The 26697-nt window shown below is 69.3% G+C and carries 20 protein-coding genes; 15 read left to right on the top strand and 5 right to left on the bottom strand.

The window, feature by feature from the left end; genetic code table 11:
* The first annotated feature begins 2 nt into the window (after positions 1-2).
* The 8 genes from mftB to ABZO29_RS12660 all read left to right on the top strand — a co-directional run bounded on the left by mftB (position 3) and on the right by ABZO29_RS12660 (position 8546).
* Positions 3-293 carry a mycofactocin biosynthesis chaperone MftB gene (gene mftB, locus ABZO29_RS12695; RefSeq protein WP_367320291.1) on the top strand — a complete coding sequence of 97 codons (291 nt, stop codon included), beginning with the start codon at positions 3-5 and terminating at the stop codon, positions 291-293.
* Positions 293-1510 (top strand): mycofactocin radical SAM maturase, encoded by a 1218-nt coding sequence (gene mftC / locus ABZO29_RS12690; protein ID WP_367320290.1) that lies wholly within the window; start codon positions 293-295, stop codon positions 1508-1510. Before mftB ends, mftC begins: the two co-directional genes overlap by 1 nt.
* 75 nt (positions 1511-1585) lie before the next feature.
* On the top strand, positions 1586-2758 hold the full coding sequence (gene mftD / locus ABZO29_RS12685; RefSeq protein ID WP_367320289.1) for a pre-mycofactocin synthase MftD: 1173 nt from the start codon (positions 1586-1588) through the stop codon (positions 2756-2758).
* 1 nt (position 2759) lies between these two features.
* Positions 2760-3521 carry a mycofactocin biosynthesis peptidyl-dipeptidase MftE gene (gene mftE, locus ABZO29_RS12680; RefSeq protein ID WP_367320288.1) on the top strand — a complete coding sequence of 254 codons (762 nt, stop codon included), beginning with the start codon at positions 2760-2762 and terminating at the stop codon, positions 3519-3521.
* Positions 3518-4303, top strand: a complete 786-nt coding sequence (locus tag ABZO29_RS12675) for a mycofactocin-coupled SDR family oxidoreductase (RefSeq protein WP_367320287.1) — start codon at positions 3518-3520, stop codon at positions 4301-4303. Before mftE ends, ABZO29_RS12675 begins: the two co-directional genes overlap by 4 nt.
* The gene (gene mftF, locus ABZO29_RS12670; RefSeq protein WP_367320286.1) at positions 4300-5793 is read left to right on the top strand and encodes a mycofactocin biosynthesis glycosyltransferase MftF; all 1494 of its coding nucleotides are present in this window, start codon (positions 4300-4302) and stop codon (positions 5791-5793) included. Before ABZO29_RS12675 ends, mftF begins: the two co-directional genes overlap by 4 nt.
* A 144-nt stretch (positions 5794-5937) precedes the next feature.
* The gene (gene acs, locus ABZO29_RS12665; RefSeq protein ID WP_367320285.1) at positions 5938-7920 is read left to right on the top strand and encodes an acetate--CoA ligase; all 1983 of its coding nucleotides are present in this window, start codon (positions 5938-5940) and stop codon (positions 7918-7920) included.
* Between the two features lie 74 nt (positions 7921-7994).
* The gene (locus tag ABZO29_RS12660; protein ID WP_367320284.1) at positions 7995-8546 is read left to right on the top strand and encodes an adenylate kinase; all 552 of its coding nucleotides are present in this window, start codon (positions 7995-7997) and stop codon (positions 8544-8546) included.
* Positions 8547-8588: 42 nt separating this feature from the next.
* Here the strand turns inward: ABZO29_RS12660 and ABZO29_RS12655 are convergent, their stop codons facing one another.
* Together ABZO29_RS12655 and ABZO29_RS12650 are read right to left on the bottom strand one after the other, a co-directional pair.
* On the bottom strand, positions 8589-10118 hold the full coding sequence (locus ABZO29_RS12655) for a helix-turn-helix domain-containing protein (RefSeq protein ID WP_367320283.1): 1530 nt from the start codon (positions 10116-10118) through the stop codon (positions 8589-8591).
* Between the two features lie 64 nt (positions 10119-10182).
* The gene (locus ABZO29_RS12650; RefSeq protein ID WP_367320282.1) at positions 10183-10380 is read right to left on the bottom strand and encodes a DUF4236 domain-containing protein; all 198 of its coding nucleotides are present in this window, start codon (positions 10378-10380) and stop codon (positions 10183-10185) included.
* A gap of 368 nt (positions 10381-10748) precedes the next feature.
* Between ABZO29_RS12650 and acnA the strand changes: the two genes are divergently transcribed.
* A complete protein-coding gene (gene acnA / locus ABZO29_RS12645; protein WP_367320281.1) occupies positions 10749-13466 on the top strand; it encodes an aconitate hydratase AcnA in 2718 nt (905 codons plus the stop codon).
* 128 nt (positions 13467-13594) lie between these two features.
* Here acnA and ABZO29_RS12640 read toward each other — a convergent pair whose 3' ends face one another.
* Positions 13595-14209: a Uma2 family endonuclease gene (locus ABZO29_RS12640; protein WP_367320280.1), complete on the bottom strand. Its 615-nt coding sequence runs from the start codon at positions 14207-14209 to the stop codon at positions 13595-13597.
* Positions 14210-14506: 297 nt separating this feature from the next.
* Here ABZO29_RS12640 and ABZO29_RS12635 point away from each other — a divergent pair, with 297 nt between their 5' ends.
* Positions 14507-15562: a lytic polysaccharide monooxygenase gene (locus ABZO29_RS12635; RefSeq protein WP_367320279.1), complete on the top strand. Its 1056-nt coding sequence runs from the start codon at positions 14507-14509 to the stop codon at positions 15560-15562.
* 82 nt (positions 15563-15644) lie between these two features.
* Here the strand turns inward: ABZO29_RS12635 and ABZO29_RS12630 are convergent, their stop codons facing one another.
* Entirely contained in the window at positions 15645-16193 is a 549-nt protein-coding gene (locus ABZO29_RS12630) for a YciI family protein (RefSeq protein WP_367320278.1), read from the bottom strand.
* A 92-nt stretch (positions 16194-16285) separates the two neighbouring features.
* Complete coding sequence (locus tag ABZO29_RS12625) at positions 16286-20029, bottom strand: GH92 family glycosyl hydrolase (RefSeq protein WP_367326117.1); 3744 nt, start codon at positions 20027-20029, stop codon at positions 16286-16288.
* Between the two features lie 413 nt (positions 20030-20442).
* Here ABZO29_RS12625 and ngcE point away from each other — a divergent pair, with 413 nt between their 5' ends.
* From ngcE to ABZO29_RS12600, 5 genes are all read left to right on the top strand, one after another.
* Entirely contained in the window at positions 20443-21891 is a 1449-nt protein-coding gene (gene ngcE / locus ABZO29_RS12620; RefSeq protein WP_367320277.1) for an N-acetylglucosamine/diacetylchitobiose ABC transporter substrate-binding protein, read from the top strand.
* A gap of 68 nt (positions 21892-21959) precedes the next feature.
* Positions 21960-22895 carry a carbohydrate ABC transporter permease gene (locus ABZO29_RS12615; protein WP_367320276.1) on the top strand — a complete coding sequence of 312 codons (936 nt, stop codon included), beginning with the start codon at positions 21960-21962 and terminating at the stop codon, positions 22893-22895.
* A 17-nt stretch (positions 22896-22912) separates the two neighbouring features.
* The gene (locus tag ABZO29_RS12610; protein ID WP_367320275.1) at positions 22913-23836 is read left to right on the top strand and encodes a carbohydrate ABC transporter permease; all 924 of its coding nucleotides are present in this window, start codon (positions 22913-22915) and stop codon (positions 23834-23836) included.
* Between the two features lie 214 nt (positions 23837-24050).
* Positions 24051-25250: an ROK family protein gene (locus ABZO29_RS12605; RefSeq protein ID WP_367320274.1), complete on the top strand. Its 1200-nt coding sequence runs from the start codon at positions 24051-24053 to the stop codon at positions 25248-25250.
* A gap of 134 nt (positions 25251-25384) precedes the next feature.
* Complete coding sequence (locus ABZO29_RS12600) at positions 25385-26461, top strand: sugar ABC transporter substrate-binding protein (protein ID WP_367326116.1); 1077 nt, start codon at positions 25385-25387, stop codon at positions 26459-26461.
* Positions 26462-26697: the final 236 nt, after the last annotated feature.

Here is a 26697-nt window from a genome sequence, read left to right as displayed (position 1 = left end):
CCATGACCACCCCGCAGTTCGACACGACCCGGCCCTACCGGCTGAACCCCTCCGTCGCGCTGCGCCCCGAGCCGTTCGGGGCGCTCGCCTACCACTTCGGCAACCGGCGGCTGTCGTTCCTCAAGGCGCCGGAACTCGTCGGACTGGTCCGGGAACTCGACCGGCACCCCAGCGCCGGGGACGCCCTCGCCCGTGTGCCCGATGCCCGCAGGAACACCTTCCTGCGCGCGCTGGCCTCCCTGGCCGCCGCCGACATGATCATTCCCCAGCACAGTGGAACCGGAGCGCGGTGATGACCACCCTTCACGATCCCCCGCACACCGCCGATCGCGTGCCGGCCCTCGTCGAGCAGTTCAAGGGCGGCCTGCGCGCCCCGATCTGCCTGACCTGGGAGTGGACGTACGCCTGCAACCTCTCCTGCGCCCACTGCCTGTCCTCGTCCGGACGGCGCGACCCCCGCGAGCTGTCCACGGACGAGATCAAGTCCGTGATCGGCGACCTGCGGCGGATGCAGGTGTTCTACGTCAACGTCGGCGGCGGCGAGCCCACCGTCCGCCCCGACTTCTGGGAGCTGCTCGACCACGCGGTCGCCCACCAGGTGGGCGTGAATTTCTCCACCAACGGCCTGCGCCTGACGCCCGACCGGGCCCGGCGACTGGCCGCCACCGACTACGTCGACATACAGATCTCGCTCGACGGGGCCACCCGGGAGGTCAACGACGCGGTCCGCGGCCGGGGTTCGTACGACATGGCCCTGCGTGCCATGGAGAACCTCGCCGCGGCCGGGTTCCGGGACTTCAAGATCTCAGTGGTGCTGACCCGTCAGAACGTGTCCCAGCTCGACGACTTCGCGGCTCTCGCCGACCGGTACGGCGCCCGGCTGCGGATCACCCGGCTGCGGCCGTCGGGCCGCGGCGCCGACGTGTGGGACGAGCTGCACCCCACCGCCGAGCAGCAGCGCGAGATCTACGACTGGCTTGTCGGCCATGGCGAGCAGGTGCTCACGGGGGATTCCTTCTTCCACCTCAACGCGCTGGGTTCCGAGCCGATCCCCGGACTGAACCTGTGCGGTGCCGGGCGGGTGGTGTGCCTCATCGATCCGGTGGGTGACGTGTACGCCTGCCCGTTCGCCATCCACGACGCCTTCAGGGCCGGCAACGTGCGCTCACCCGGAGGCTTCGAGCGGGTCTGGCGGGACTCCGAGCTCTTCGCCGGTCTCCGTCGGCCGTCGTCGGGCGGTGCCTGCGCGAGGTGCTCGGCGTACGACACCTGCCAGGGCGGCTGCATGGCCGCCAAGTTCTTCACGGGCCTGCCGCTGGACGGTCCGGACCCGGAGTGCGTCAAGGGACATGGCACCGCCGCGCTCCGTGGCGTCGACCGGGGCGCGATCCCGCACCAGGGCAACGACCACTCGCACCGAACCGTGCCCCTGGGCATGCCGGCCGTCCGCGCTCGGCACCCGGACCGCTTCTGCGACGAGAGCCCGCTGGCCGGTCTCGACCTGACCTGAACGGCCGTACGGCCAAGGCGAATCGGCGACGGATCACGACGAACCAACGATGAATCACGACGAAAGAGGACGACCATGAGCGGGTGGATCGAGACGGTCGCCGAAGCCCAGCGGCGGGCGAGGAAGCGGCTGCCCAAGTCCGTCTACAGCGCGCTGCTCGCCGGCTCCGAGAAGGGCGTCTCCTACGACGACAACACCACCGCGTTCGGCGAGCTGGGCTTCGCCCCGCATGTCGCCGGACTGTCCGCGAAGCGCGACCTGTCCACGACGGTCCTGGGCACGCAGATCGCACTGCCCGTGATCATCTCCCCGACGGGCGTCCAGGCGGTGCACCCGGACGGCGAGGTGGCCGTCGCCCGCGCCGCCGCCGCACGGGGCACCGCGCTGGGGCTCAGCTCGTTCGCCGGCAAGTCGCTGCAGGACGTCGTGGCCGCGAATCCGCAGACGTTCTTCCAGCTGTACTGGATGGGCTCCAAGGACGCGATGGCCCGGCGGATCGAGTACGCCCGCGAGGCAGGCGCCAAGGCACTGATCGCCACGCTCGACTGGTCGTTCTCCTACGGCCGGGACTGGGGCAGCCCCGAGATCCCGGAGCGGCTGGACCTCAGGGCGATGACGCGGTTCGCCCCCGAGGCGCTGGCGCGGCCCCGCTGGCTGTGGGACTTCGTCAAGTCCCGCAGCCTTCCGGACCTGACCGCCCCGAACCTCGCCGAGGCCGGGCAGAACGCCCCGACCTTCTTCGGCGCCTACGGCGAGTGGATGCAGACCCCGCCCCCGTCCTGGGGCGACGTGCGCTGGCTGCGCGCACAGTGGGACGGGCCGTTCCTGCTCAAGGGCGTCTGCCGCGTGGACGACGCGCTGCGCGCCGTCGACGCCGGTGTCACGGCGATCTCGGTGTCCAACCACGGCGGCAACAACCTCGACGCCACCCCCGCCCCGATCCGCGCCCTGCCCGCCGTCGCGGACGCGGTGGGCGGCCAGGCCGAACTGCTCCTCGACGGCGGCGTGCGCCGCGGCAGCGACGTGGTCAAGGCCCTGGCGCTCGGTGCCAAGGCCGTGATGATCGGCCGCGCCTACCTGTGGGGCCTGGCGGCGGGCGGCCAGGGCGGCGTGGAGAACGTGCTCGACATCCTGAGCCGCGGCATCGACTCCGCCCTGCTCGGGCTCGGGCGCTCGTCCGTCCACGAGCTCACCCGCGACGACGTGGTGATCCCGCCCGGATTCACCCGGACGCTGGGAGCCGCCTGAGATGCCCGACGCCCGAGGCACGCTCGCGGGCCTGAGCTGGCCTGACCTGAGCGACCGCCGCCCCCTGGTGCTGCTTCCGCTCGGGTCCTGCGAACAGCACGGCCCGCACCTCCCGCTGGACACCGACACCGCCGTGGCCCGCGCGGTCGCCGAACGGGCCGCCCGCCGGCTGAGCGGCGAGTCGGACGTGCTGGTCGCGCCCGCCCAGGCGTACGGGGCCAGCGGCGAGCACGAGGGTTTCCCCGGCACGGTGTCGATCGGCCACGACGCACTGCGCCTGCTGGTCACCGAGATCGGCCGCTCGACGCTGCGCTGGGCGGGCCGCCTGCTCCTGGTGAACGGGCACGGCGGCAATCTGTCCGGCCTGGCCGGGGCCGTCGCCGGACTGCGCGGCGAGGGACGGGACGTGGCCTGGTGGCCGTGTGTCCCGCCCGGCTCGGACGCCCATGCCGGGCGTACCGAGACGTCGATGATGCTGCGGCTGCGGCACGGGGCCGTCCGCACCGAGCGCGCGGTCGCCGGGCCGACCGATCCCGTCCACCTGCTGATGGACCGTCTGGTCGCCGAGTCCGTGCGCGGGGTGAGCCCCTCCGGTGTCCTCGGCGACCCCGCCGGAGCGGGTGCGCGCGAGGGCGAACGCCTCCTCGACGGGATGGCGGACCGGCTCGCGGAGGACGTCCGCGCCTGGCGGGTCACGGAGCGGGGACGCCTCGGCGTCCCCGGGGGCCGGCCGGTCGTCGCCCGCGCCGGGGGCGGGCGATGACCGGCCGGCGCGTCGCCGTGGTCACCGGCGCCGCCCGGGGCATCGGGGCCGTGACGGTACGGCGGCTGGCCGGCGACGGCTGGGCCGTGGTGGCCGTGGACCGCTGCGCGGACGACCCCGATGTGCCCTACCCCCTGGCCGAGCCCGCCCAACTGGAGTTCCTGGCCGAGGAGTTCCCCCATGTCCGTACGGTCCGCGCCGACGTGCGCGACGCGGCGGCGCTGCACGGCGCGGTGGACCTCGCCGAGCGGGAGTTCGGCGGCCTCGACGCCGCCGTGGGCGCGGCCGCGGTGATGCTCGGAGGCGGCCCGGTGTGGGAGCAGACCGACGCGCAGTGGCGGACCCTGTTCGACGTGGACGTCATGGGCGTGGCCCACCTCGCCCGCGCCGCGGTACCCGCACTGCTGCGCAGGCCGGGGCCCCGCACCGGCCGCTTCGTCGCGCTCGCCTCGGCCGCCGCCCACCGCGGCCTGTGGGGACTGGGCGCCTACTGCGCGGCCAAGCACGCCGTGCTCGGCCTGGTCCGCGGCCTCGCCTGCGACCTGCGCGACACCGGCGTGACCGCGGTCGCGGTGTCCCCGGGATCCACCCGGACCGACATGCTGCGCGCCACGGCGGACCTCTACGGGCTGCCGGACGTGGACAAGCTCGCCGAACAGCAGCTCACCGGACGGCCCCTGGAGCCCGAGGAGGTGGCCGCGGCGGTGGCCTGGGCGTGCTCGCCCGATTCCGCCGCCGTCACAGGCTCCGTACTGCACGCGGACGGAGGGTTCACGACATGACGACACTCGCCCATCGCACACCGGCATCCCCGCAGGGCATCCGGCTGCCCTCCCCGCCGGACACCGGCCTGCCCACCGGCTTCACGGTCGAACTCGCCGCCGGCACACACCGGTCGAAGAACGGGCGGCTGCTGCTGGGCGGTTCGCCGCCGCGGCTGCTCAGGCTCACCGACCCGGCGGCCCGCCTCCTGGACGCGGGCCGCTTCACGGTCACGGACCCGCCGAGCCGCTCGCTCGCCCGACGGCTGCTCGACGCCGGGATCGTGCATCCGCGCCCTGCCCCCGTGCCGGTGTGCGACACCACCGTGGTGATCCCCGTCCACGACCGCGCCGACCAGCTGGAGCGCCTGCTGGCCGCCCTGCGCGCCGACCCGGCGACCGCGCGGCTGCCGGTCCTTGTGGTGGACGACGGCTCCACCGACATGGCGGCTCTGGCCCGGGTGACCCGCACCCACGGCGCCGAGCTGATGAGCCACCCCTGCAATCTCGGCCCGGCGGCGGCCCGCAACACCGGCCTGCGGCAGGCCCGTACACCGTATGTGGCGTTCTGCGACTCCGACGTGATCCCCGAACCGGGATGGCTCGCCTCCCTGCTGGCGCAGTTCACCGACCCGGCGGTGGCGCTCGCCGCACCGCGCGTGGTCGCGCTGCCCGTATCCCGGCCGGGGCGCCTCGACCGGTACGAGGAGGTCCGCTCACCCCTGGACATGGGAGCCCGGGAAGGGCCGGTCGTACCGGTGTCCGCGCTGTCGTACGTGCCCAGCGCCACCGTCGTGGTCCGCCGTGCCGCCGTCGGCCGGGGATTCGACGAAGCCATGCGGGTCGGGGAGGACGTCGACCTGTGCATGCGGCTGCACGAGGCCGGCTGGCGGCTGCGGTACGTCCCCACCGCGCGCGTGGGCCACCGGCACCGAACGGACCTGCGCAGCTGGCTCGCCCAGCGGGCCGGGTACGGCACCGGGGCCGCCGACCTGGCGCTGCGTCACCCCGGGCAGGTGCCACCGCTGTACGCCGCACCCTGGTCGCTCGCCGCCTGCGCCCTGCTGCTGCGGGGCGGGCCGGGACCGGCGGCCGTGGCGCTGGCCGTGACCGGTGTGACCGGCGTACGGGTGGCACGGCGCATGCCCGACGCCGACCACCCGGCTCGTGCGGGGGCGCTGCTGTCGCTCGCCGCGCTGCGCGGAACCGCCGAGCAACTGCTGCGCTGCGCCACCCGCCATCACTGGCCCGTCGCGGTGACCGCGGCCGTGGCGAGCCGCCGCGCGCGGTACGTGCTGGTCACCGCGGCCGTCGCCGAGGGGCTGGTGGACCACCGCCGCTCGGGCACCTCGCTCGCACCCCTCACCCATGTGGCGATCCGACGCCTGGACGACCTCGCCTACGGCTGGGGCGTGTGGCAGGGCGCCGTACGCCGCCGGACCACCGCGCCGCTGCGGCCGCGTCTCGCCCGGCGTCTGGTGAAGCGCTGGACGGCCGGGGAACGGCCGTAGCCCGACGCCACCAGCCCCGCGGGTCCGACCTCGTCCGCGTGCTCCGCCAACCTCCCGCCAACCCTCCCCGGCGACCGTGTCCACCTGCTGACATCCCGCCGCCCGTCCACGCCGTCGGCACCCGCACCCCACTGGAGGATCTCGATGTCCCCGCGCTGCGCCCACCCCGCATCTCCCGAGAACCCGCCACCCACCCGGGGCGACGCGGTCGCCGGACTGCAGGCCCGAGCCGCCACCGACCGCCTGGCGTTCTGGGCCGAACAGGCCGGACAGCTGTGCTGGGACACCCCGTGGAACCAGGTCCTGGACTGGTCGGACGCGCCGTTCGCCCGCTGGTTCACGGACGGCAGGCTGAACGTGGCGTACAACTGCGTCGACCGGCACGTCGAGGCCGGCCATGGCGACCAGGTCGCCTTCCACTGGGAGGGCGAGCCCGGCGACACCCGCACGATCACCTACACGGACCTGCGTCGCGAGGTCTGCCGGACGGCAAACGCCCTGCTCTCCCTCGGCCTGACCGCGGGCGACCGGGTCGCCATCCAGCTGCCCATGATCCCCGAGGCGGTGTTCGCCATGCTGGCCTGCGCCCGGCTCGGACTCCCGCACAGCGTGGTGTTCGGCGGATTCTCCCCCGCCGCCCTGCGCTCCCGGATCGAGGACGCCGGGGCCCGGCTCCTCATCACCTCGGACGGGCAGTACCGGCGGGGCAGAGCGGAGCCCATGAAGGCGAACACCGACGAGGCGGTCGAGCACACCCCCGGTGTCGACCACGTCCTGGTGGTCCGCCGCACCGGCACCGACGTGCCCTGGACCGAGGGCCGCGACCTGTGGTGGCACGACCTCGTCGAGCGGCAGTCCGCCGAGCACACACCCGAACCGTTCGACGCCGAGCACCCGTTGTTCATCCTCTACACGTCCGGTACGACGGGCAGCCCGAAGGGCATCCTGCACACCTCCGGCGGCTACCTCACCCAGGCCGCGTACACGCACCGCACCGCCTTCGGCCTGGACCCCGACACCGACGTCCACTGGTGCACCGCCGACATCGGCTGGATCACCGGGCACTCGTACATCGTGTACGGGCCGCTCGCCAACCGGACGACGTCGGTCCTGTACGAGGGGACGCCGAACACCCCGCACGAGGGACGGCACTTCGAGATCATCGAGAAGTACGGTGTGTCGGTCTACTACACCGCCCCCACTGTCATCCGCACCTTCATGAAGTGGGGCGAGCAGCTCCCGGCCCGCTACGACCTGTCCTCGATCCGCGTGCTCGGCAGTGTCGGTGAGCCGATCAACCCCGAGGCGTGGCGCTGGTACCGCAAGCACATCGGCGGCGACCGGGCGCCGGTCGTGGACACCTGGTGGCAGACCGAGACCGGGGCGGTCATGATCGCGCCCCTGCCCGGCTCCACCGCCAAGCCCGGCTCGGCGCAGGCCCCGCTGCCGGGCATCTCCGCCAAGGTCGTCGACGACCAGGGCCGCGAGGTCGGCAAGGGCGAGAGCGGCTACCTCGTTCTGGACCAGCCCTGGCCGTCCATGCTGCGCGGCGTGTGGGGTGACGAGGAGCGCTACCGGGAGACGTACTGGTCCCGATTCGCCGACCACGGTCACTACTTCGCCGGCGACGGCGCGCGCTATGACGAGGACGGCGACATCTGGCTGCTGGGCCGGGTCGACGACGTCATGAACGTCTCCGGGCACCGCATCTCCACCGCCGAAGTCGAGTCGGCGCTCGTCTCGCACCCCGCGGTGGCCGAGGCCGCGGTGGTCGGAGCGTCGGACGCGACGACCGGGCAGGCCATCGTCGCCTTCGTCATCCTGCGCGGCAGCGCCACCGGTGCCGGTTCGCAGGCGGCGGTCCCGGCGCTGCGCGAGCACGTGGCGCAGCAGATCGGCCCGATCGCCAAACCCCGGCGGATCACGGTGGTCCCCGAACTGCCCAAGACCAGGTCCGGGAAGATCATGCGTCGGCTGCTGCGCGACATCGCCGAACACCGGGAGGTCGGCGACGTCAGCACGCTCGCCGACGCCTCCGTGATGGACCTGATCAACGCCGGTCAGACGGGCGGGAACCGGCAGACGGACCGACCGGCGGGCAGCGCAGAACAGGCAGGGCCGGAATGAGACACGGGGGCGCCCCGCGTCCACACCACGAAAAACGCGTCCGAGGCGCAACGACCGGAAGGCGGCACACGCTGATGCGACTCGTCCTCATCGGCCCTCCCGGAGCGGGCAAGGGCACCCAAGCGGCCATTCTCAGCAAGCGGCTCGGCGTCCCCCACATCTCCACGGGGGACCTGTTCCGCGAACACGTGACCCGCCGGACGCCGCTCGGGCGGGACGCCGAGCGGTATCTCGAGACGGGCGAACTCGTCCCGGACCACGTCACGGCCGGAATGGTCCGCCAGCGGTTGAGCCGCCCGGACGCCCGGCACGGCTTCCTGCTGGACGGCTTCCCGCGCACCGTGCCGCAGGCGCGGGAACTCACCGCTCTGCTGGCCGGCGCCGGGACCGGACTGGATGCCGTACTGGAGTTCACCGCTCCCGAGGACGTGGTGGTCGCGCGACTGCTGAAGCGGGGCCGGCCGGACGACACCGAGGACGTCGTCCGCCACCGACAGCGGGTCTACGAGCATCAGACCGCCCCGCTGCTCGACCACTACGCGGACATCCTGCTGACCGTTCAGGCCGTAGGGCCGGTCGACGAGATCGCAGGGCGGGCACTGAAGGGCCTGTCCAGGGCGGCGTGACGCACGCTCATCACCGCCGCGCAGCCGATGCGGGACTCGCCCTCAGATGTCCCGGAAGATCTCGATCTGCGCCCCGACGGAGTTCAGCCGCTCGGCCAGGTCCTCGTACCCGCGGTTGATGACGTAGACGTTCCGCAGCACGGACGTGCCCTCCGCCGCCATCATCGCCAGCAGGACGACCACTGCGGGGCGCAGCGCGGGCGGGCACATCATCTCGGCGGCGCGCCAGCGGGTGGGGCCCTCGACCAGGACCCGGTGGGGGTCGAGGAGTTGGAGGCGGCCGCCCAGGCGGTTCAGGTCCGTCAGGTAGATCGCGCGGTTGTCGTAGACCCAGTCGTGGATGAGGGTCTTGCCCGACGCGACAGCCGCGATGGCCGCGAAGAACGGGACGTTGTCGATGTTCAGGCCGGGGAACGGCATCGGGTGGATCTTGTCGATCGGCGCCTCCAGCTTGGAGGGCCGGACGGTGAGGTCCACCAGACGGGTACGGCCGTTGTCGGCGAAGTACTCGGGCGTACGGTCCTGGTCGAGACCCATCTCCTCGAGCACCGCGAGCTCGATCTCCAGGAACTCGATGGGCACGCGCCGCACCGTCAGTTCCGACTCCGTCACGACCGCGGCGGCCAGCAGGCTCATGGCCTCGACCGGGTCCTCGGAGGGGGAGTAGTCCACGTCGACGTCGATGGTCGGCCTGCCGTGCACGGTCAGCGTCGTCGTGCCGATGCCCTCGACCCGGACGCCGAGCGCCTCCAGGAAGAAGCACAGGTCCTGGACCATGTAGTTGGAGGACGCGTTGCGGATGACCGTGACGCCGTCGTGCCGGGCGGCGGCGAGGAGCGCGTTCTCGGTGACCGTGTCCCCGCGCTCGGTCAGCACGATCGGCCGGTCGGGACGGATGGACCGGTCCACCCGGGCGTGGTACTGGCCCTCGGTCGCCGCGATGTCCAGACCGAACCGGCGCAAGGCGATCATGTGCGGCTCGATGGTCCGCGTCCCGAGGTCGCAGCCGCCGGCGTACGGCAGCTTGAAGTGGTCCATGCGGTGCAGCAGCGGACCGAAGAACATGATGATGGACCGGGTGCGTACGGCGGCCTCGGCGTCGATCGCCGCCATGTTCAGCTCCGACGTCGGCACGATCTCCAGGTCGACACCGCCGTTGATCCACCGGGTGCGGACACCGATGGAGTTCAGGACCTCCAGGAGGCGGTAGACCTCCTCGATGCGGGCGACCCGGCGCAGCACCGTGCGCCCCTGGTTGAGCAGGGTGGCGCACAGCAGGGCCACACACGCGTTCTTGCTCGTCTTCACGTCGATGGCACCGGACAGCCGACGCCCGCCGACCACTCGCAGATGCATCGGGCCCGCGTAGCCCAGAGAGACGATCTCACTCTCCAGGGCTTCACCGATTCGAGCGATCATCTCAAGGCTGATGTTTTGGTTACCGCGCTCGATACGGTTGACGGCGCTCTGACTGGTGCCGAGCGCCTCGGCCAGCTGCGCCTGTGTCCAGCCCCGGTGTTGCCGGGCGTCACGGATGAGCTTGCCGATGCGTACGAGGTAATCGTCTGCCATGAGGTTGAGGTTATCTCAGATATGAGATGGCGCCTCCTGGGGGGTCCGTTCGGGTGACGGGCCGTCAGTGGCGCCTGGTACTACGGGTGCGACGCCACCCGAAAGGTCCGGGCAAATCCATCGATGTCGTACGTCGTCCGGTACTGCTGCGGGTGTGACGGGGTCCGTTCCTGCCGCCGGTGGTGATGGACCAGGAGTGCCTGTTGATGTTCAGGCGCACCCCGGGGAGGGTGCGGAAACTCTTGCGGAACGTGAGCGGCATCGCGCCTCCTGTCGAAGAGTCCGGATACGTGCCCTCGGGTGTCGGCTACCCCGACCTGGCGAACCGAGTCCAGTTCGGTCGCGGTGGAGCGTTCAAGCGCCACGGTGTGGCCCGTGCCACTCGATATCGGCATGGTCGGTCCGGGGCAGGACATGACCATCCCGGCCCCATGTACTAGAGTTATCTCGACATCGAGATATCTGCCGAGGTGCACCGCAGTCGCACGTCATCGCCGGTCTGGCGGTAAGGGTTACCTAACTTAGCCTTACCTTATCGGATCGGCCCAGATGCCGTGGCGGCACCCCGCGGCGGTAGCCGCATATGGTTCGCGGTGTGGTGGTACGCGCACATCAATGAAGGAGACTGTCGTGTCGGCGAACAGCTTCGACGCCCGCAGCACGCTGCAGGTGGGCGACGAGTCGTACGAGATCTTCCGGCTGGACAAGGTGGAGGGCTCGGCCCGCCTGCCCTACAGCCTCAAGGTCCTGCTGGAGAACCTTCTCCGTACCGAGGACGGCGCGAACATCACCGCCGACCACATCCGCGCCCTCGGCAGCTGGGACTCGCAGGCCCAGCCGTCGCAGGAGATCCAGTTCACGCCGGCCCGCGTGATCATGCAGGACTTCACCGGCGTGCCCTGTGTCGTCGACCTCGCCACCATGCGTGAGGCCGTCAAGGAGCTCGGCGGCGACCCGGCGAAGATCAACCCGCTGGCCCCGGCCGAGCTGGTCATCGACCACTCCGTCATCGCCGACAAGTTCGGCACCCCGGACTCCTTCGCCCAGAACGTCGAGCTGGAGTACGGCCGCAACAAGGAGCGCTACCAGTTCCTGCGCTGGGGCCAGACCGCCTTCGACGAGTTCAAGGTCGTCCCGCCCGGCACCGGCATCGTCCACCAGGTGAACATCGAGCACCTGGCCCGCACGGTCATGGTCCGAGGCGGCCAGGCCTACCCCGACACCCTCGTCGGCACCGACTCGCACACCACCATGGTCAACGGCCTCGGCGTCCTCGGCTGGGGCGTCGGCGGCATCGAGGCCGAGGCCGCGATGCTCGGCCAGCCGGTCTCGATGCTCATCCCGCGTGTCGTCGGCTTCAAGCTCACCGGCGAGCTGCCCACCGGCACCACCGCCACGGACCTCGTCCTCACCATCACCGAGATGCTCCGCAAGCACGGTGTGGTCGGCAAGTTCGTCGAGTTCTACGGCGAGGGCGTGGCCGCCACCTCCCTGGCCAACCGCGCAACCATCGGCAACATGTCGCCGGAGTTCGGCTCCACCGCCGCGATCTTCCCGATCGACGACGAGACCCTGAACTACCTCAAGCTCACCGGCCGCTCCGAGCAGCAGGTCGCGCTCGTCGAGGCGTACGCCAAGGAGCAGGGCCTCTGGCTGGACCCGAAGGCCGAGCCGGACTTCTCCGAGAAGCTCGAGCTGGACCTGTCCACCGTCGTGCCGTCGATCGCCGGCCCGAAGCGTCCGCAGGACCGTATCGTCCTCGCCAACGCCGCCGAGCAGTTCAAGCAGGACGTCCGCAACTACGTGGACACCGTGGACGAGGCGGGCGTCGAGTCCTTCCCGGCCTCCGACGCCCCGGCCATCCACCCCAACGGCGCGCCGTCCAACCCGGTCACCGTCACCGCCCCCGACGGCTCGACCTACGAGATCGACCACGGTGCGGTGACCGTCGCGGCCATCACCTCCTGCACCAACACCTCCAACCCGTACGTCATGGTCGCCGCGGCGCTCGTCGCCAAGAAGGCCGTGGAGAAGGGCCTGACCCGCAAGCCGTGGGTCAAGACCACGCTCGCCCCGGGTTCCAAGGTCGTCACCGACTACTTCGACAAGGCGGGCCTGACTCCCTACCTCGACAAGGTCGGCTTCAACCTGGTCGGCTACGGCTGCACCACCTGCATCGGCAACTCCGGCCCGCTGCCGGAGGAGGTATCCAAGGCCGTCAACGACCACGACCTCGCGGTCACCTCGGTCCTCTCCGGCAACCGGAACTTCGAGGGCCGTATCAACCCCGACGTCAAGATGAACTACCTGGCCTCCCCGCCGCTGGTCGTCGCGTACGCCATCGCGGGCTCCATGAAGGTGGACATCACCAAGGACGCGCTGGGTACCGACCAGGACGGCAACCCGGTCCACCTGAAGGACATCTGGCCGTCCGAGGCCGAGGTGAACGACGTCGTCGCCAACGCCATCGGCGAGGACATGTTCAACAAGTCCTACCAGGACGTCTTCGCGGGCGACGCCCAGTGGCAGGCGCTGCCGATCCCGACCGGCAACACCTTCGAGTGGGACCCGCAGTCGACGTACGTCCGCAAGCCCCCGTACTTCGAGGGCATGACCATGGACACGACCCCGGTCACCGACATCACCGGCGCCCGCGTCCTGGCCAAGCTGGGCGACTCGGTCACCACCGACCACATCTCCCCGGCCGGTGCCATCAAGGCCGACACCCCGGCCGGCAAGTACCTCACCGAGCACGGTGTGGAGCGTCGTGACTTCAACTCCTACGGCTCCCGCCGAGGCAACCACGAGGTCATGATCCGCGGCACGTTCGCCAACATCCGCCTGCGCAACCAGATCGCGCCGGGCACCGAGGGCGGCTACACCCGCGACTTCACGCAGGCGGACGGCCCGGTCTCCTTCATCTACGACGCCTCGCAGAACTACCAGGCCGCCGGCATCCCGCTGGTCGTCCTGGCCGGCAAGGAGTACGGCTCCGGCTCGTCCCGCGACTGGGCCGCCAAGGGCACCGCGCTCCTCGGCGTCAAGGCCGTCATCGCCGAGTCGTACGAGCGCATCCACCGCTCGAACCTCATCGGCATGGGCGTGCTCCCGCTGCAGTTCCCCGAGGGCGCCTCGGCCGGGTCCCTCGGCCTGACCGGCGAGGAGACCTTCTCCATCGCGGGCGTCACCGAGCTCAACGACGGCACCACGCCGCGCACGGTCAAGGTCACCACCGACACGGGCGTCGAGTTCGACGCGGTCGTCCGCATCGACACCCCCGGTGAGGCCGACTACTACCGCAACGGCGGCATCATGCAGTACGTGCTGCGCAGCCTGATCCGGAAGTAAGCGGTCGAGTAAGCGGTACGGCAAGGCAGTCGAGGGCCGCCTCCCGGTTCGCCGGGGGTGCGGCCCTTCGCCGTGTCCGGGTGAGGATGTCCCGGGTCATCACCCACCCCGTCCTTCGGCGAGGGGGATCAGAAACCGACGAGGGCGTCGAGATCGATCTCGACCGGGAAAGGCATCTCGGTGATGAGCTTGTCGTGGTGCACCGGGTGCAGGGGGGCCGGGAAGTATGAACGTGTGTCCGCGTTCAGCCAGTACTCGTGCACCGCGAGCCGCTGATCCCGGTCGAGTTCCACACGCCAGTAGCAGGGGACCTTGTGCGCCGCGAAGAGGGCGGGCTTGCGCACTCGGTCGTCCTGGCGGGAGCCGGGGGAGACGACCTCCACGACGAGGGAGACCTTCCCCACCGGAACACACTCGACCTCGAAGAAGTTCAGCTCTCGAGGGTCGAAGACGATCACGTCGGGCTTGGGTGTGTTCTGGTCGTCCACCAACAAGCATTGCTCGGCAACGACCCGATACGGCTCGGTGCTCGCCGTCTTCAGAGCTGCCGCCAGCATGTCCCTGACTTGGTTGTGCCAGAGCTTGGTCTGTCCTCGAACCACGATCCGTCCGTCCACGAGTTCCCAGTCGAAGGGCAGTTCCAAGTGCTTGACCTGGTCGAAGGTCCAGCCGTCGGCCGGCGGGAACATCCAGGTGTCCTCGGTGGCCCGTCCCTGCTGGGGTGTGGTCATCACTGCTCCCATGGACGCCAGTGTGGACGCCGATACGCGGCGTGATCGTACGAACGAAGGTACCGCCACCCGAAGCGGCGATGCCACGGCGCACGTTGACGCGCGTCGCGTCACTGCCGCGCCCTGCGTGCCCTGCGTCATGCGTTTACAAGTACGCCCCGCGGCGCTACTTTCCGCAGCAGATGGAGTGGGAGCGCTCCCATATTCCGGTGGACCGGAACCTGCCGGAAGGGACGCTCCCGCTCCACACGCCCGCACGCGCACCCCCCACCCGCACGGTCCGTACACGGAAGGACGGACTGATCTGTCATGATCCTGACAAAACTACTACGCGTCAGAGCCCTCTTCCTGGTCCTGGTCTCCCTCCTCGCCACGATCCCCGCCCTCGGCCTCGTCATGACGGCCGGCGGCAAGGCGGAGGCCCACGGCACCCCCATGAAACCCGGCAGCCGCACCTTCCTGTGCTGGCAGGACGGCCTGACCGACACCGGCGAGATCAAGCCCATCAACCCGGCCTGCAAGGCGGCCCAGCAGGTCAGTGGCACCACCCCGTTCTACAACTGGTTCTCCGTGCTGCGCTCGGACGGCGCCGGCCGCACCCGCGGCTTCGTGCCGGACGGTCAGTTGTGCAGCGGCGGCAACACCAACTTCACCGGCTTCAACCTGCCGCGCGACGACTGGCCGCTCACCCACCTCACCTCCGGCGCGGCGGTCGACTTCTCGTACAACGCCTGGGCCGCGCACCCGGGTTGGTTCTACGTCTACGTCACCAAGGACGGCTTCGACCCGAAGCAGACCCTCACCTGGGACGCCATGGAGGACCAGCCCTTCCTCACGGTCGACCACCCGCCGCTCAACGGCAGCCCGGGCACGGTCGAGGCCGACTACTCCTGGACCGGCACGCTCCCGGCCAACAAGTCGGGGCGCCACATCATCTACATGGTGTGGCAGCGCTCCGACAGCCAGGAGACGTTCTACTCCTGCTCCGACGTCGTCTTCGACGGCGGCAACGGCGAGGTGACGGGCATTCACGACCCGGGCAGCCCCACCGACCCGGTGCCCGGCGAGTGCTCCGCCACCCGCCGTACGACGAACAGCTGGTCCGGCGGGTACCAGTCCGAGGTGACCGTCACCAACACCGGCGACGTCCCGATGCTGGGCTGGATGGTCGACTGGACCCTCCCGGCCGGCCAGCAGGTCGAAAGCCTCTGGAACGGCAACGCGACGTACAACGGCCAGGCGGTGATGGTCCACAACGCCGACTGGAACGGATCACTGAGTCCGGGGCAGAGCGCGACCTTCGGTTACGTCGTTTCCGGCTCGGGCGGTGACAGCACGACGAGCCTTCCCTGCAGGGTCGGCTGAACTGCCGCTCCTGGCGGGTCCGGTGGACGGTGAGCCGCACGTCCGCCGGACCCGCTGTTCCAGATCAGACGGCCGCACCCGGCTACCGCCGGCCGCCGAACTCCCAGTCGTGGACCTCGATGTCGGCGTAGCGTTCCGGGGTCAGGACGGTACGTGCCGCCTCCGGGTCCGGCGCCCGGACGAGCGCCGCCGTACCCAGCCAGGTGGTGCCGTCGTCGCAGAGCAGGGGCCCGTACGCGATCAGCTCGTCCCGGTCGGCCGGCACTTCGAGGTCGGCGGCCTCCCCGGAGCCGAGGCCGAGCACCAGGTACCGGTTGCCACCGGCCGGGCCACCCGGGAAGTCCCACATGGTGCGCCCCAGCGTGTTGCGCCACCGGCGCAGCAGCACGTCGCGGTACGCGCCGGCCTGGTAGTTGGGCTCGTCGAAGGCGAACGCGCGGGCGGCGGCGGGATCCGGCAGATCGACGATGTGCACGCTGCCGGTGGGCGTCTCGCCGTCGTCGGCGAAGGTCGGACCCCGGGCGATCATCTCCGCCGCGTACCGGTCCATGTAGGACCAGTGCTCTTCCAGCAGTTCGTGGCGCAGCGCCGTGGAGCCGGGCCGATCGCGGTGGTAACAGAAGAACTCCATGGCCCTGTCTCTATCACTGAGCTGCAGTCGGCTCCCAACGCCTCGTGTCTTGAGAGGAGTCGGCGGCGCACATGCACCGCCAACTCGGTCTCTCAGGCGAGGAGTTCGACCTCCGCGACGGTTGCCTCACCGTCGAGGACCAGGCGGTACTTCTCGTACGTACCGGGTGATCCCACGGAGAACGCCCGGGTCTGTCTGTCCCAGGCGAAGGACTCACCGGAGCACCGGTCGAGCGGTGTCCACGTCGTGCCGTCCGAGGACCCCTGGAGCGTCCATCCGGTCGGGGCCTTTGTCCGGTCCGACGATGTCAGGGTGTACTGCACGGCCTTCGCACGCGCCGGGACCGGCAGGTCCACGGCGGTCACGCTCGCAGCCGTCGCCGACGTGTCGTCGAAGAGCGCGCCCTCGCCCCGCAGCACATCCGCACGCGGCGTCGGCACCTTGTCGTCCTTGGTGATCGACACGGGGGCGGCGTTCTTGCCGGTGCCCCACGACGACGGCCGCGGACCCATCTCGAACTCCAGGACCCCGCCCTTCGCGAGCAGCGAGTGGGGGAGCGAAGTCGAGGTCCACGTACTGCCGTTGACCTTCAGACCCTGCACGTACACGTTCCGCGCACTGTTCTTCGGCGCCCTGACGACCAGGTCCTTCCCGTTCTCCAGATGCACGGTCGCCTTGGTGAACAAGGGGGACCCGACGGCGTACTCTCCGCTGCCCATCACCAGCGGGTAGAAGCCCAGTGCGGAGAACAGGAACCAGGCCGACTGCTCGCCGTTGTCCTCGTCACCGTGGTAGCCCTGCCCGATCTCGCTGCCGGTGTACAACCGTGACAGCACCTCGCGGACGTTCTTCTGCGTCTTCCAGGGCTGTCCGGCCGCGTCGTACATGTAGTTGACGTGGTGGGCGACCTGGTTGGAGTGCCCGTACATACCCATCCACACGTCCCGCGCCTCCGTCATCTCGTGGATGACACCGCCGTACGAGCCGACGAAGTCGGGCGAGGCGGTCTCCGGGGTGGCGAAGTACGTGTCGAGCTTCTCCGCCAGCCCGCCGCGGCCGCCGTACAGGTTCGCCAGGCCCCGGCTGTCCTGCGGGGCGGTGAAGGCATAGCCCCAGCCGTTCGTCTCGGTGTAGTCGTAGCCCCAGACGCGCGGGTCGTACGCGGACGAGTCGACCCGCCAGTCACCCTTCGTGTTCCGGCCCTGGAAGAAGCCGGCCTTGGAGTCGAAGAGGTTGACGTAGTCCCGGGCCCGGTTGAGGAAGTACGCCGACTCCTCCTGGTAGTGCTTCTCGCCGGTCTTCTTGTAGAGGGCCTGGCCCATCCGCGCGATGCCGTAGTCGTTGAGGTATCCCTCCAGCGCCCACGACAGGCCCTCGTGCGTGTCGGTGCTCGTGTAGCCCAGGAAGGGGGAGGTGGTCATCCCCTTGCGGCCCACACCCGAGGAGGGCGGCACGACCGTGGCGTTCTTCAGGGCCGCGGCGTACGCCGTCTCCGCGTCGAAGTCGACGCCCTTGACGTATGCGTCCGCGAAGGCGACGTCCGACGAGGTGCCGGTCATGAGGTCCGCGTACCCCGGCGACGACCAGCGCGAGGTCCAGCCGCCGTCCCTGTACTGCTGCACGAAACCGTCGACCATCTCGCCCGCCTGACCGGGAGTCAGGAGCGAGTACGCCGGCCACGTCGTCCGGTACGTGTCCCAGAAGCCGTTGTTGACGTACACCTTCCCGTCGACGATCTTCGCGCCGGTGTGGGTCGGGGTGTCCGGACCCGGCATCGGCGAGAACGGGGACGCGTACTGGTACTTCGAACCGACCTTCTCGAAACCGGAGTTGGGGTACAGATACAGCCGGTACAGGCTGGAGTACAGGGTGGTCAGCTGGTCCGGTGTCGCTCCTTCGACCTCGACCCTGCCGAGGATCCGGTCCCATGCGCGCTGGGCGCGGGTTCTGACCGTCTCGAAGGACGTGCCGTCCGGGACCTCCTGGCGCAGGTTGTCCTTCGCCTGGTCGACGCTGATGAGCGAGGTGGCGAGGCGCAGGGTGACCGTGCGGTCGGCCCCCGCGTCGAAGCGCAGGTAGCCCTGGACACCGCTCGAGGCGCCCTCGGTCACGGGCTTGTCGAAGACGCCGTACACGAAGAGCCGGGTGGCGCCGGTGGACAGCCCGGACTTCACGTCCGAGTACCCGGTGATCACTCCGGCGGCCTTGTCGAGGGTGAGGCCCGCCTGGTCCGTCACGTTGTCGAACAGCACGCTCGCGTCGTCGCCGGGGTAGGTGAAGCGGAGCACGGCCGCGTGGTCCGTCGGCGCCATCTCCGCCTTCAGACCGTTCTCGAAGCGGACCGCGTACGAGTACGGCCGCGCGGTCTCGTTCTCGTGCCGGAAGGCCAGCGCCCGTGCCGTACGCCCGGTGTCCGGGGTGCCCGAGGCGGCGGACGGCATCACCTGGAAGGTCTGCCGATCGCCCATCCAGGGACTGGGCTCGTGGCTCGCGCTGAACGCCTGGATCGTCGGCAGGTTGTCCGCGTTGTTCGCACGTGCGTAGTCGTACAGCCAGCTCAGCGAGGACGCGTTGGTGACGGGCGTCCAGAAGTTGAAGCCGTGCGGCACGGCGGTCGCCGGGAAGTTGTTGCCGCGCGAGAAGCTCCCGCTGGAGTTGGTGCCGCGGGTGGTGAGTGCGTAGTCGGACAGGTGGGCCTTCGGCCTCTCGGGAGCGACAGCCTTGATCGTCACGTCGTCGATCCAGCCGCGGAACCTCGCCGGCCCCTTGGCGGAGTCGTACGCCACCAGGATCCGGTCGACCGTCCGCCCGGCGGCGACGGACCCGATCCGCGACACGACGTTGTTCCACTGGTTGACGTAGAGCGCCTTGGCGGCGCCCTGCCCCCGCGGAGACAGCGCGAAGCCGTGCTGGTCGGGCGCCCCGAGGTCGCTCAGGTAGGTCCCGTCCGTGAAGGCCAGGTCCACGGAGACGTTCGTGGCGTCGTAGTCGCGGTCCCCGTCCGCCATCGACGGGAAGATCCGGTACGACAGCTGCGTGTCCCGCCGGACGGCCACGTTGACGTCGAAGACCTTGTTGTACGAGTACGCCCGCCCGTCGGCCGTGTGCCGCCCGGCGTAGCGCAGCGCCCGCTTGCCCGTGAAGCCGGCACCCGCCTTCGCCGTCGGCGAGCCGCTCGGGCCGCGGTCGACGAGGGAGAGCATGTCCTGCGGGACGGGGCCGTCACCGCCGCCCGTCGAGAACTGCACGTCGGCGAGTTGCAGGATGCCGGAGGCGCCGTTGTTCTTCGTGATGTCGAGCCGGAAGTGCCGGTACTCGGCGGCCGGCTCGGCGATGTCGTACGTCCTGGTCTGGAACCGCTCGGGGAACGACTCGCCGGAGCGGGTGTCGAGGGTTTTCCAGTCGCTGCCGTCCGTGGAGCCCTTGAGGGTCCAGTCGGCCGGGTCGCGCTCGGCGAAGTCATTGGCCGAAGTGAGTGCGTATTGTGTGATTTTGAGTGATTTGTCCAGGTCGAACTCGACCCAGCCGGTGGGTTCGAAGGTCAGCCATTTGGTGCCGGCTTCTCCGTCGACGAGGTTCTCCTTCACCTCGCCGGCGTCCGTGTACTCGCCGCTCGCCCGGACGTCGGTCACATGGTCGGTGACGTTGCCGGGGATGCCGCTGCTGTAGCCGCCGTCGACGCCGGAAGCCCGCTTGCCGCCGTCCGGCGCGGTGTCGACGGTGCTGAGCCAGTCGGGGGCCGGATCGTCCGCCTCGAAGGAGGACGCGAAAGACCCGGTGGTGGCAGGGGCCTTGGCGGGCAGGGCTTCCGCGGCCCCCTGGGAACCCATGGCCATGAGTAAGGCGGCCGTGATCACGACCGCCGGAAATCCTCTGTGCCGATGTCTGCGCTGCATCTGCAGGCACCCCTCCTGCGCTCTGGACAACGTTGTCAACTTCGATGCGCAGGAACCAGTAGTGGGGCAAGTGGTTAGCGGTGTCAAGGGTGTTGCTCGTGGCATCCGGGCCCTATGTCGCGGATTTTTCCGGCAAGGCGCCCACAGGCGGCTCATATTTCCGCGAGGTCTCACTTCGGAAAAGACCAATGGCGAACTTTGCATTCGATCTTGCTCCGCCCACGGGAAGTGGACTATACCTGTCGGCGATTCACCACGATCCGCACTTCCTGCACGACCCTGCTTGACCCGACAGCGGTGCCGGGGAGGATCCGGTTCACCGCCTGAGTCCTGGAGAAGGCGAGGACTTGAGCATGGGATCCACTTCTGCGCGCAACGGCGGTTTTGAAGGTGTCGGCCGCCGTGATCTGATCAAGCGGTCCGCCGCACTCGGCCTGATCACCGTTCCCACGATGAGCTTCCTGTCCGCGTGTGCCAGCGGCGGCGGGGACGACGACTCCGGCAACGACACGTCCAAGGGAAAGGCGACCAAGGAGAACCCCTTCGGCGCCGAGAAGGGCAGCAAGCTCGACGTCGTCATCTTCAAGGGCGGTTACGGCGACAACTACGCCAAGGTGTGGGAGGCCGACTTCCAGAAGAAGCTCGGCATCACCTCCACCCACACCGGGACACAGGAGATCACCGGCAAGCTGCAGCCCCGCTTCAACGCCGGCAACCCGCCGGACATCGTGGACGACTCCGGCGCCCAGCAGATCAAGGTCGACGTCCTCAACAAGAACGGCCAGCTCCTCGACCTCGCCGAGGTACTGGACGCCCCGTCGGTCGACGACCCCTCCAAGAAGGTCCGTGACACCGTCATCCCCGGCACCCTCGACCCGGGCACGTTCGAGGGCAAGGTCGTCGCCCTCAACTACATCTACACGGTCTGGGGCCTGTGGTACTCGGGCAAGCTCTTCAAGGAGAAGGGCTGGGAGGAGCCCAAGACCTGGGCGGACTTCCTCGCCGTCTGCCAGGACGCCAAGAAGCAGGGCATCGGCGGCCTCGCCCACCAGGGCAAGTACCCGTACTACATCAACGTCGCCATCATGGACCTGATCGCCAAGAAGGGCGGCCTGGACGCCATGAAGGCGATCGACAACCTCGACCCCAAGGCCTTCGTCGGCTCAGAGGCGGCGCAGGCGGGCGTCGAGGCGATCTACGAGGTCGTCGAGAAGGGCCTGCTGATGCCCGGCACGAACGGCCTGACCCACACCGAGTCCCAGACCCGCTGGAACCAGTACAAGGCCGCCTTCATCACCTGCGGTTCCTGGCTGGAGAACGAGCAGCTCAAGACGACGCCCGCGGACTTCGACATGAAGTTCATGCCGATGCCGCTGCTGCCCGACAGCAAGTTGCCCTTCGAGGCGATCCGGGCCGGCGCCGGAGAGCCCTTCATCATCCCGGTGAAGGCGAAGAACCTCGCCGGGGCCAAGGAGTTCATGCGGCGCATGCTCTCCAAGGAGTGGTCGACGCAGTTCGCCAAGGAGGCGAACTCGCTGACCATCCTCAAGGACGGCGTGGACACCAGCGTCCAGCTGCGGCCGGGGACCCAGTCCACCGTCGAGGCGTCCAAAGCGGCGGGCGACAACACCTTCCGCTACATGTACGTCGACTGGTACAGCGAGATGGGTGCCGCCCTCGAGGCCGCGTCCAACGAACTGATGGCCAAGCGCATCCAGCCGAAGGAGTGGCTCAAGCGCGCCCAGGCCGCGGTCGACAAGCAGGCCAAGGACCCGGCCTCGAAGAAGAACCACCGGGACTGACCGCACGCCGTATCCCGGGCCGGAGGACCTCCGGCCCGGGGGAGGACCCCAGGGGCAGGAAAACGCCAATGCGCAAAGGGCAGTACAGGTTCATCGCGGGGTTTCTGTTCATCCCCGTGGCGCTCTATCTGATCTTCGTCATCTGGCCGTACATCCAGACGTTCGGCTATTCGCTGACCGACTGGAAGGGGCAGTCGCAGACCTTCGAGTTCATCGGTCTCGACAACTACAAGGCCCTGTTCCAGGACGACGTCTTCCTGGACGCCGTCTGGCACAACATCCAGTTCCTGGTGTTCATCCCGTTGATCACCATTCTGCTCGCCCTGTTCTTCGCCTTCATGGTGAACGTGGGCGGACGCAGCCGGGCCGGCGGCGTCAGCGGTGTCGGCGGATCGAAGTTCTACAAAGTGATCTACTTCTTCCCGCAGGTGCTGTCGCTGGCGATTGTCGCGGTGCTGTTCAACGCGGTGTACCGCAGTGACGGCGGCGGCATGCTCAACGGCTTCCTGATCAAAACCGGACTGGTCGACGCGGACAGTCCGGTGGAATGGCTCAACGAGCCGGGCTTTGTGCGCTGGGCCCTGATCCTGGTCGCCGTCTGGCACGGCGTCGGCTTCTACCTGGTGCTGTTCTCGGCGGCCATGCAGTCGATCCCCAGGGACATCTACGAGGCCGCCCTCATCGACGGCGCGGGCCGCGCCCAGTCGTTCCTGCGCATCACGCTGCCGCTCCTCTGGGACAGCGTGCAGACCGCCTGGGTCTACCTGGGCATCCTGGCGATGGACATGTTCGTCCTGGTCGCCTCCATGACCCAGAACATGGGCGCGTACGGCGGCGGTCCCGACCATGCCAGCGATGTCATGTCGACGGTGATGATGCGCAACTTCCTCTACTTCGGGAAGAGCGGCTACGCCTGCGCCATGGGCGTGATCATGCTGCTGCTCACGCTGGTCCTGTCCGTGATCACGCTGCGCGTCACCCGCCGCGAGCGCATCGAGTTCTGAGCGGGAGAGAGACGACGATGAGCGCACCCCTCAAGGAGACCGCGGCCGTCCCCGCCCAGCGGTCCGTGGACAAGACCCCGGTCCGGCCGGGCGGCGAACGCAGCGAGGGCGTCGTCCTGAACGTCTTCTCGCACGGCTTCCTCGCCCTGTGGGCCCTGCTGATCATCCTGCCGCTGATCTGGCTGGTGCTGAGCTCCTTCAAGACCGACGCACAGATCGGAGGCTCGGCCTTCGGCTGGCCGGAGAACTGGTCCTTCGACGTCTTCCGGCGGGCCTGGAACAAGGGCATCGGCGACTACTTCCTCAACACCGTCATCGTGCTGGTCTTCTCGGTGCCGCTGACGATGCTGTTCGGCTCGATGGCCGCATACGTGCTGGCCCGGTACCGGTTCTGGGGCAACAGGTTCCTGTACTACTTCTTCGTCGCGGGCGCGATGTTCCCCGTGTTCCTGGCGCTGGTCCCGCTGTTCTTCATGGTCAAGCGGCTGGACATGCTGAACACGTACCAGGGCCTGATCCTGGTGTACGTCGCCTACTCGATGCCGTTCACGGTCTTCTTCATGCACAGCTTCTTCCGGACCCTGCCCACGGCGGTCTTCGAGGCGGCCATCCTGGACGGCGCCTCGCACACGCGGACGTTCTTCCAGGTGATGCTGCCGATGGCGAAGCCGGGCCTGCTCAGCGTCGGCATCTTCAACACGCTGGGTCAGTGGAACCAGTTCATCCTGCCGACGGTCCTGATGCAGCCGCAGAGCGGCGACGATCCCGAGCGCTACGTCCTCACCCAGGGCCTCATCCAGCTTCAGCAGCAGATGGGCTACGCCTCCGACCTGCCGGTTCTCTTCGCGGGCGTGACCATCGCGATGATCCCCATGCTGGTCGTCTACCTGTCCTTCCAGCGTCAGGTGCAGGCGGGTCTGACCTCGGCGACCCTGAAGTAACTGATCTCGAGGCCAACGGATCTTGAAGTAGCGCTTCGCAGCCGCCCGTACGCGCGCCGTTCCCGCCCCTGGAAGCGGCGCGCGCCGGTGTGTGCAACCACGTGGAAACCGTTCAACCTCTTGACGGGAGGCGACCCGAACGGCTCAGCTTAGAGTTCACTAGTTGGACATAGACGGGGCCTCATCGATGCGGTCCCGCGCGCAGGAGGTCGTCGTGGAGACTCCGGGGTCGCAGTCGTCGCTGCATCGGGCCAACCTGGAGCGAGTCGTACGAGCCGTGCGGCTCGCCGGGTCCCTTACGCAGGCGGAGATCGCGAGGACGACGGGTTTGTCCGCGGCGACTGTCTCCAACATCGTCCGGGAGTTGAAGGACGGCGGAACAGTCGAGGTCACGCCCACGTCGGCGGGCGGCCGCCGGGCCCGTGCCGTCTCCCTGAGCGGTGACGCCGGCATCGTGATCGGCGTCGACTTCGGGCACACCCATCTGCGGGTCGCGGTGGGGAACCTCGCCCACCAGGTGCTGGCCGAGGAGTCCGAGCCGCTCGATGTGGACGCCTCCTCGGCGCAGGGCTTCGACCGGGCGGAAGAGCTGGTCAATCGCCTGATTGCAGCAACGGGCGTCGACCGGTCCAAGATCGCCGGAGTGGGCCTCGGTGTACCCGGCCCGATCGACCTCGAGTCGGGCACGCTCGGCTCGTCCGCCATCCTGCCGGGCTGGATCGGCACCAGACCCGCCGAGGAGCTGCGGGGGCGGCTCGGCGTGCCCGTCCACGTGGACAACGACGCCAACCTCGGCGCCCTCGGGGAGCTGGTCTGGGGCAGCGGCAGGGGCGTACGTGATCTTGCTTACATCAAGGTCTCCAGCGGTGTCGGCGCGGGCTTGGTGATCGACGGGAAGATCTACCGGGGTCCCGGCGGGACTGCGGGAGAAATCGGACATATTACACTTGATGAATCCGGCCCGGTCTGCCGCTGCGGAAACCGCGGCTGCCTGGAGACCTTCGCGGCTGCGCGCTATGTGCTGCCGCTCCTCCAGTCCAGTCACGGCACCGACCTGACCATGGAAGCCGTGGTGCGGCTGGCCAGGGACGGGGACCCGGGCTGCCGTCGGGTGATCGCCGACGTCGGCCGCCACATCGGCAGTGGAGTCGCCAATCTCTGCAACCTGCTGAACCCGAGCCGGGTGGTCCTCGGTGGTGATCTCGCCGAGGCCGGTGAGCTGGTGCTCGGGCCTATCAGAGAGTCCGTCGGCCGCTATGCGATCCCCAGCGCAGCGCGTCAACTCTCCGTTCTCCCGGGGGCACTTGGGGGCCGTGCGGAGGTGCTCGGAGCGCTCGCTCTCGCACTCAGCGAGATGGGCGATTCGACGCTTTTGGACGGCTCGCTGCCTACAGTGGCACCTGCCTTCACTTAGAGAACGAATGACGCCGTTGCCATCTCGTTAAGTATTTACTTCTTGACGTCGCACGTGTGGCCGAGTTGACTTCCAGCCACCTCGGCCGCAGCGTTGCGGCCCTGTCAGGGAGGCACCCCCAAATGAACGCAACGATGCGCAGAGTCGTGATCGGCGCCACCGCCGTTTCCATGGCCGTCTCGATTGCCGCCTGCGGCAAGGCGGGCGACGACGACTCCGGCAGTGACTCGGGCAGCAAGACCATCGGCCTGCTGCTCCCCGACAGCGTCACCACGCGCTACGAGAAGTTCGACAAGCCGTACTTCGAGGCGAAGGTGAAGGAGCTCTGCTCCGACTGCACCGTCGAGTACGCGAACGCCGCGGGTGACGCGGCCAAGCAGGCCCAGCAGGTCTCCAGCATGATCACCAAGGGCGTCAAGGTCATCGCGATCAGCGCCCAGGACGCCGCCGCCATCAAGTCCTCCATCCAGGCCGCGGTCGACAAGGGCGTCAAGGTCGTCGCGTACGACCGCCTCGCCCAGGGTCCGGTCTCCGGGTACGTCTCCTTCGACAACGTCAAGGTCGGCGAGCTCCAGGGCCAGGCGCTGCTCGACGCGCTGGGCTCCAAGGCCACCACCGCGTCGAAGGTCGTCATGATCAACGGTGACGACGCCGACCCGAACGCCGCGCAGTTCAAGGAAGGCGCGCACAAGGCCCTCGACGGCAAGGTGACCATCGCCTACGAGCAGTCCGGCCTCTGGAAGGACACCGTCGCCGCCCAGAAGATGTCCGCGGCCATCACGCAGCTCGGTGCCAAGAACATCGCGGGCGTCTACGCCGCCAACGACGGCATGGCCGGTGGTATCGCCAACACGCTCAAGGGCGCCGGCATCAGCGGCATCCCGCTGACGGGTCAGGACGCGGAGCTGGCGGCCATCCAGCGGATCGTCGCGGGCACGCAGTCCGCCACCGTCTACAAGGCATACAAGCCGGAGGCCGACGCGGCCGCGCAGATGGCGGTCAACCTGCTCGAGGGCAAGGACATCAAGTCCCTCACCACCACGACGCTGACCAGCGGCTCCGGTGACAAGGTGCCCTCGCAGCTGCTGACCCCGGTGTCGGTCACCAAGGCCAACATCAACGACACGGTCGTCAAGGACAAGCTGTACACCGTCCAGGAGATCTGCACCGCCGCGTACGCCGCGGCCTGCAAGACCGCCGGTCTCCAGTAGTCACTCGCCCGACGAGCCGACGACTCGAGTCCCCACCCGGGACTCGGGTCATGACCGCTGAGCGGTCCCGCGCACCTGTCCGACGCCTGCCCCACCTTCACACCCCGCTGCGGGGCGGGCGTCGGACGGAACCGTTGCCAAGTGCGGCGGATGCGCGCATGTTCATTCTGTAAACCGCGTGCGTTCTCGCACCCCCCTCCGCGCCTTACCCCAAGCGCGGCATCCCCGCCGGTCAG

The sequence above is a fragment of the Streptomyces sp. HUAS ZL42 genome (assembly GCF_040782645.1).
Lineage (GTDB): Bacteria > Actinomycetota > Actinomycetes > Streptomycetales > Streptomycetaceae > Streptomyces.
The sequence above is the reverse complement of the archived record's forward strand: the minus strand, read 5'-3'. Positions and strand labels throughout refer to the sequence as shown.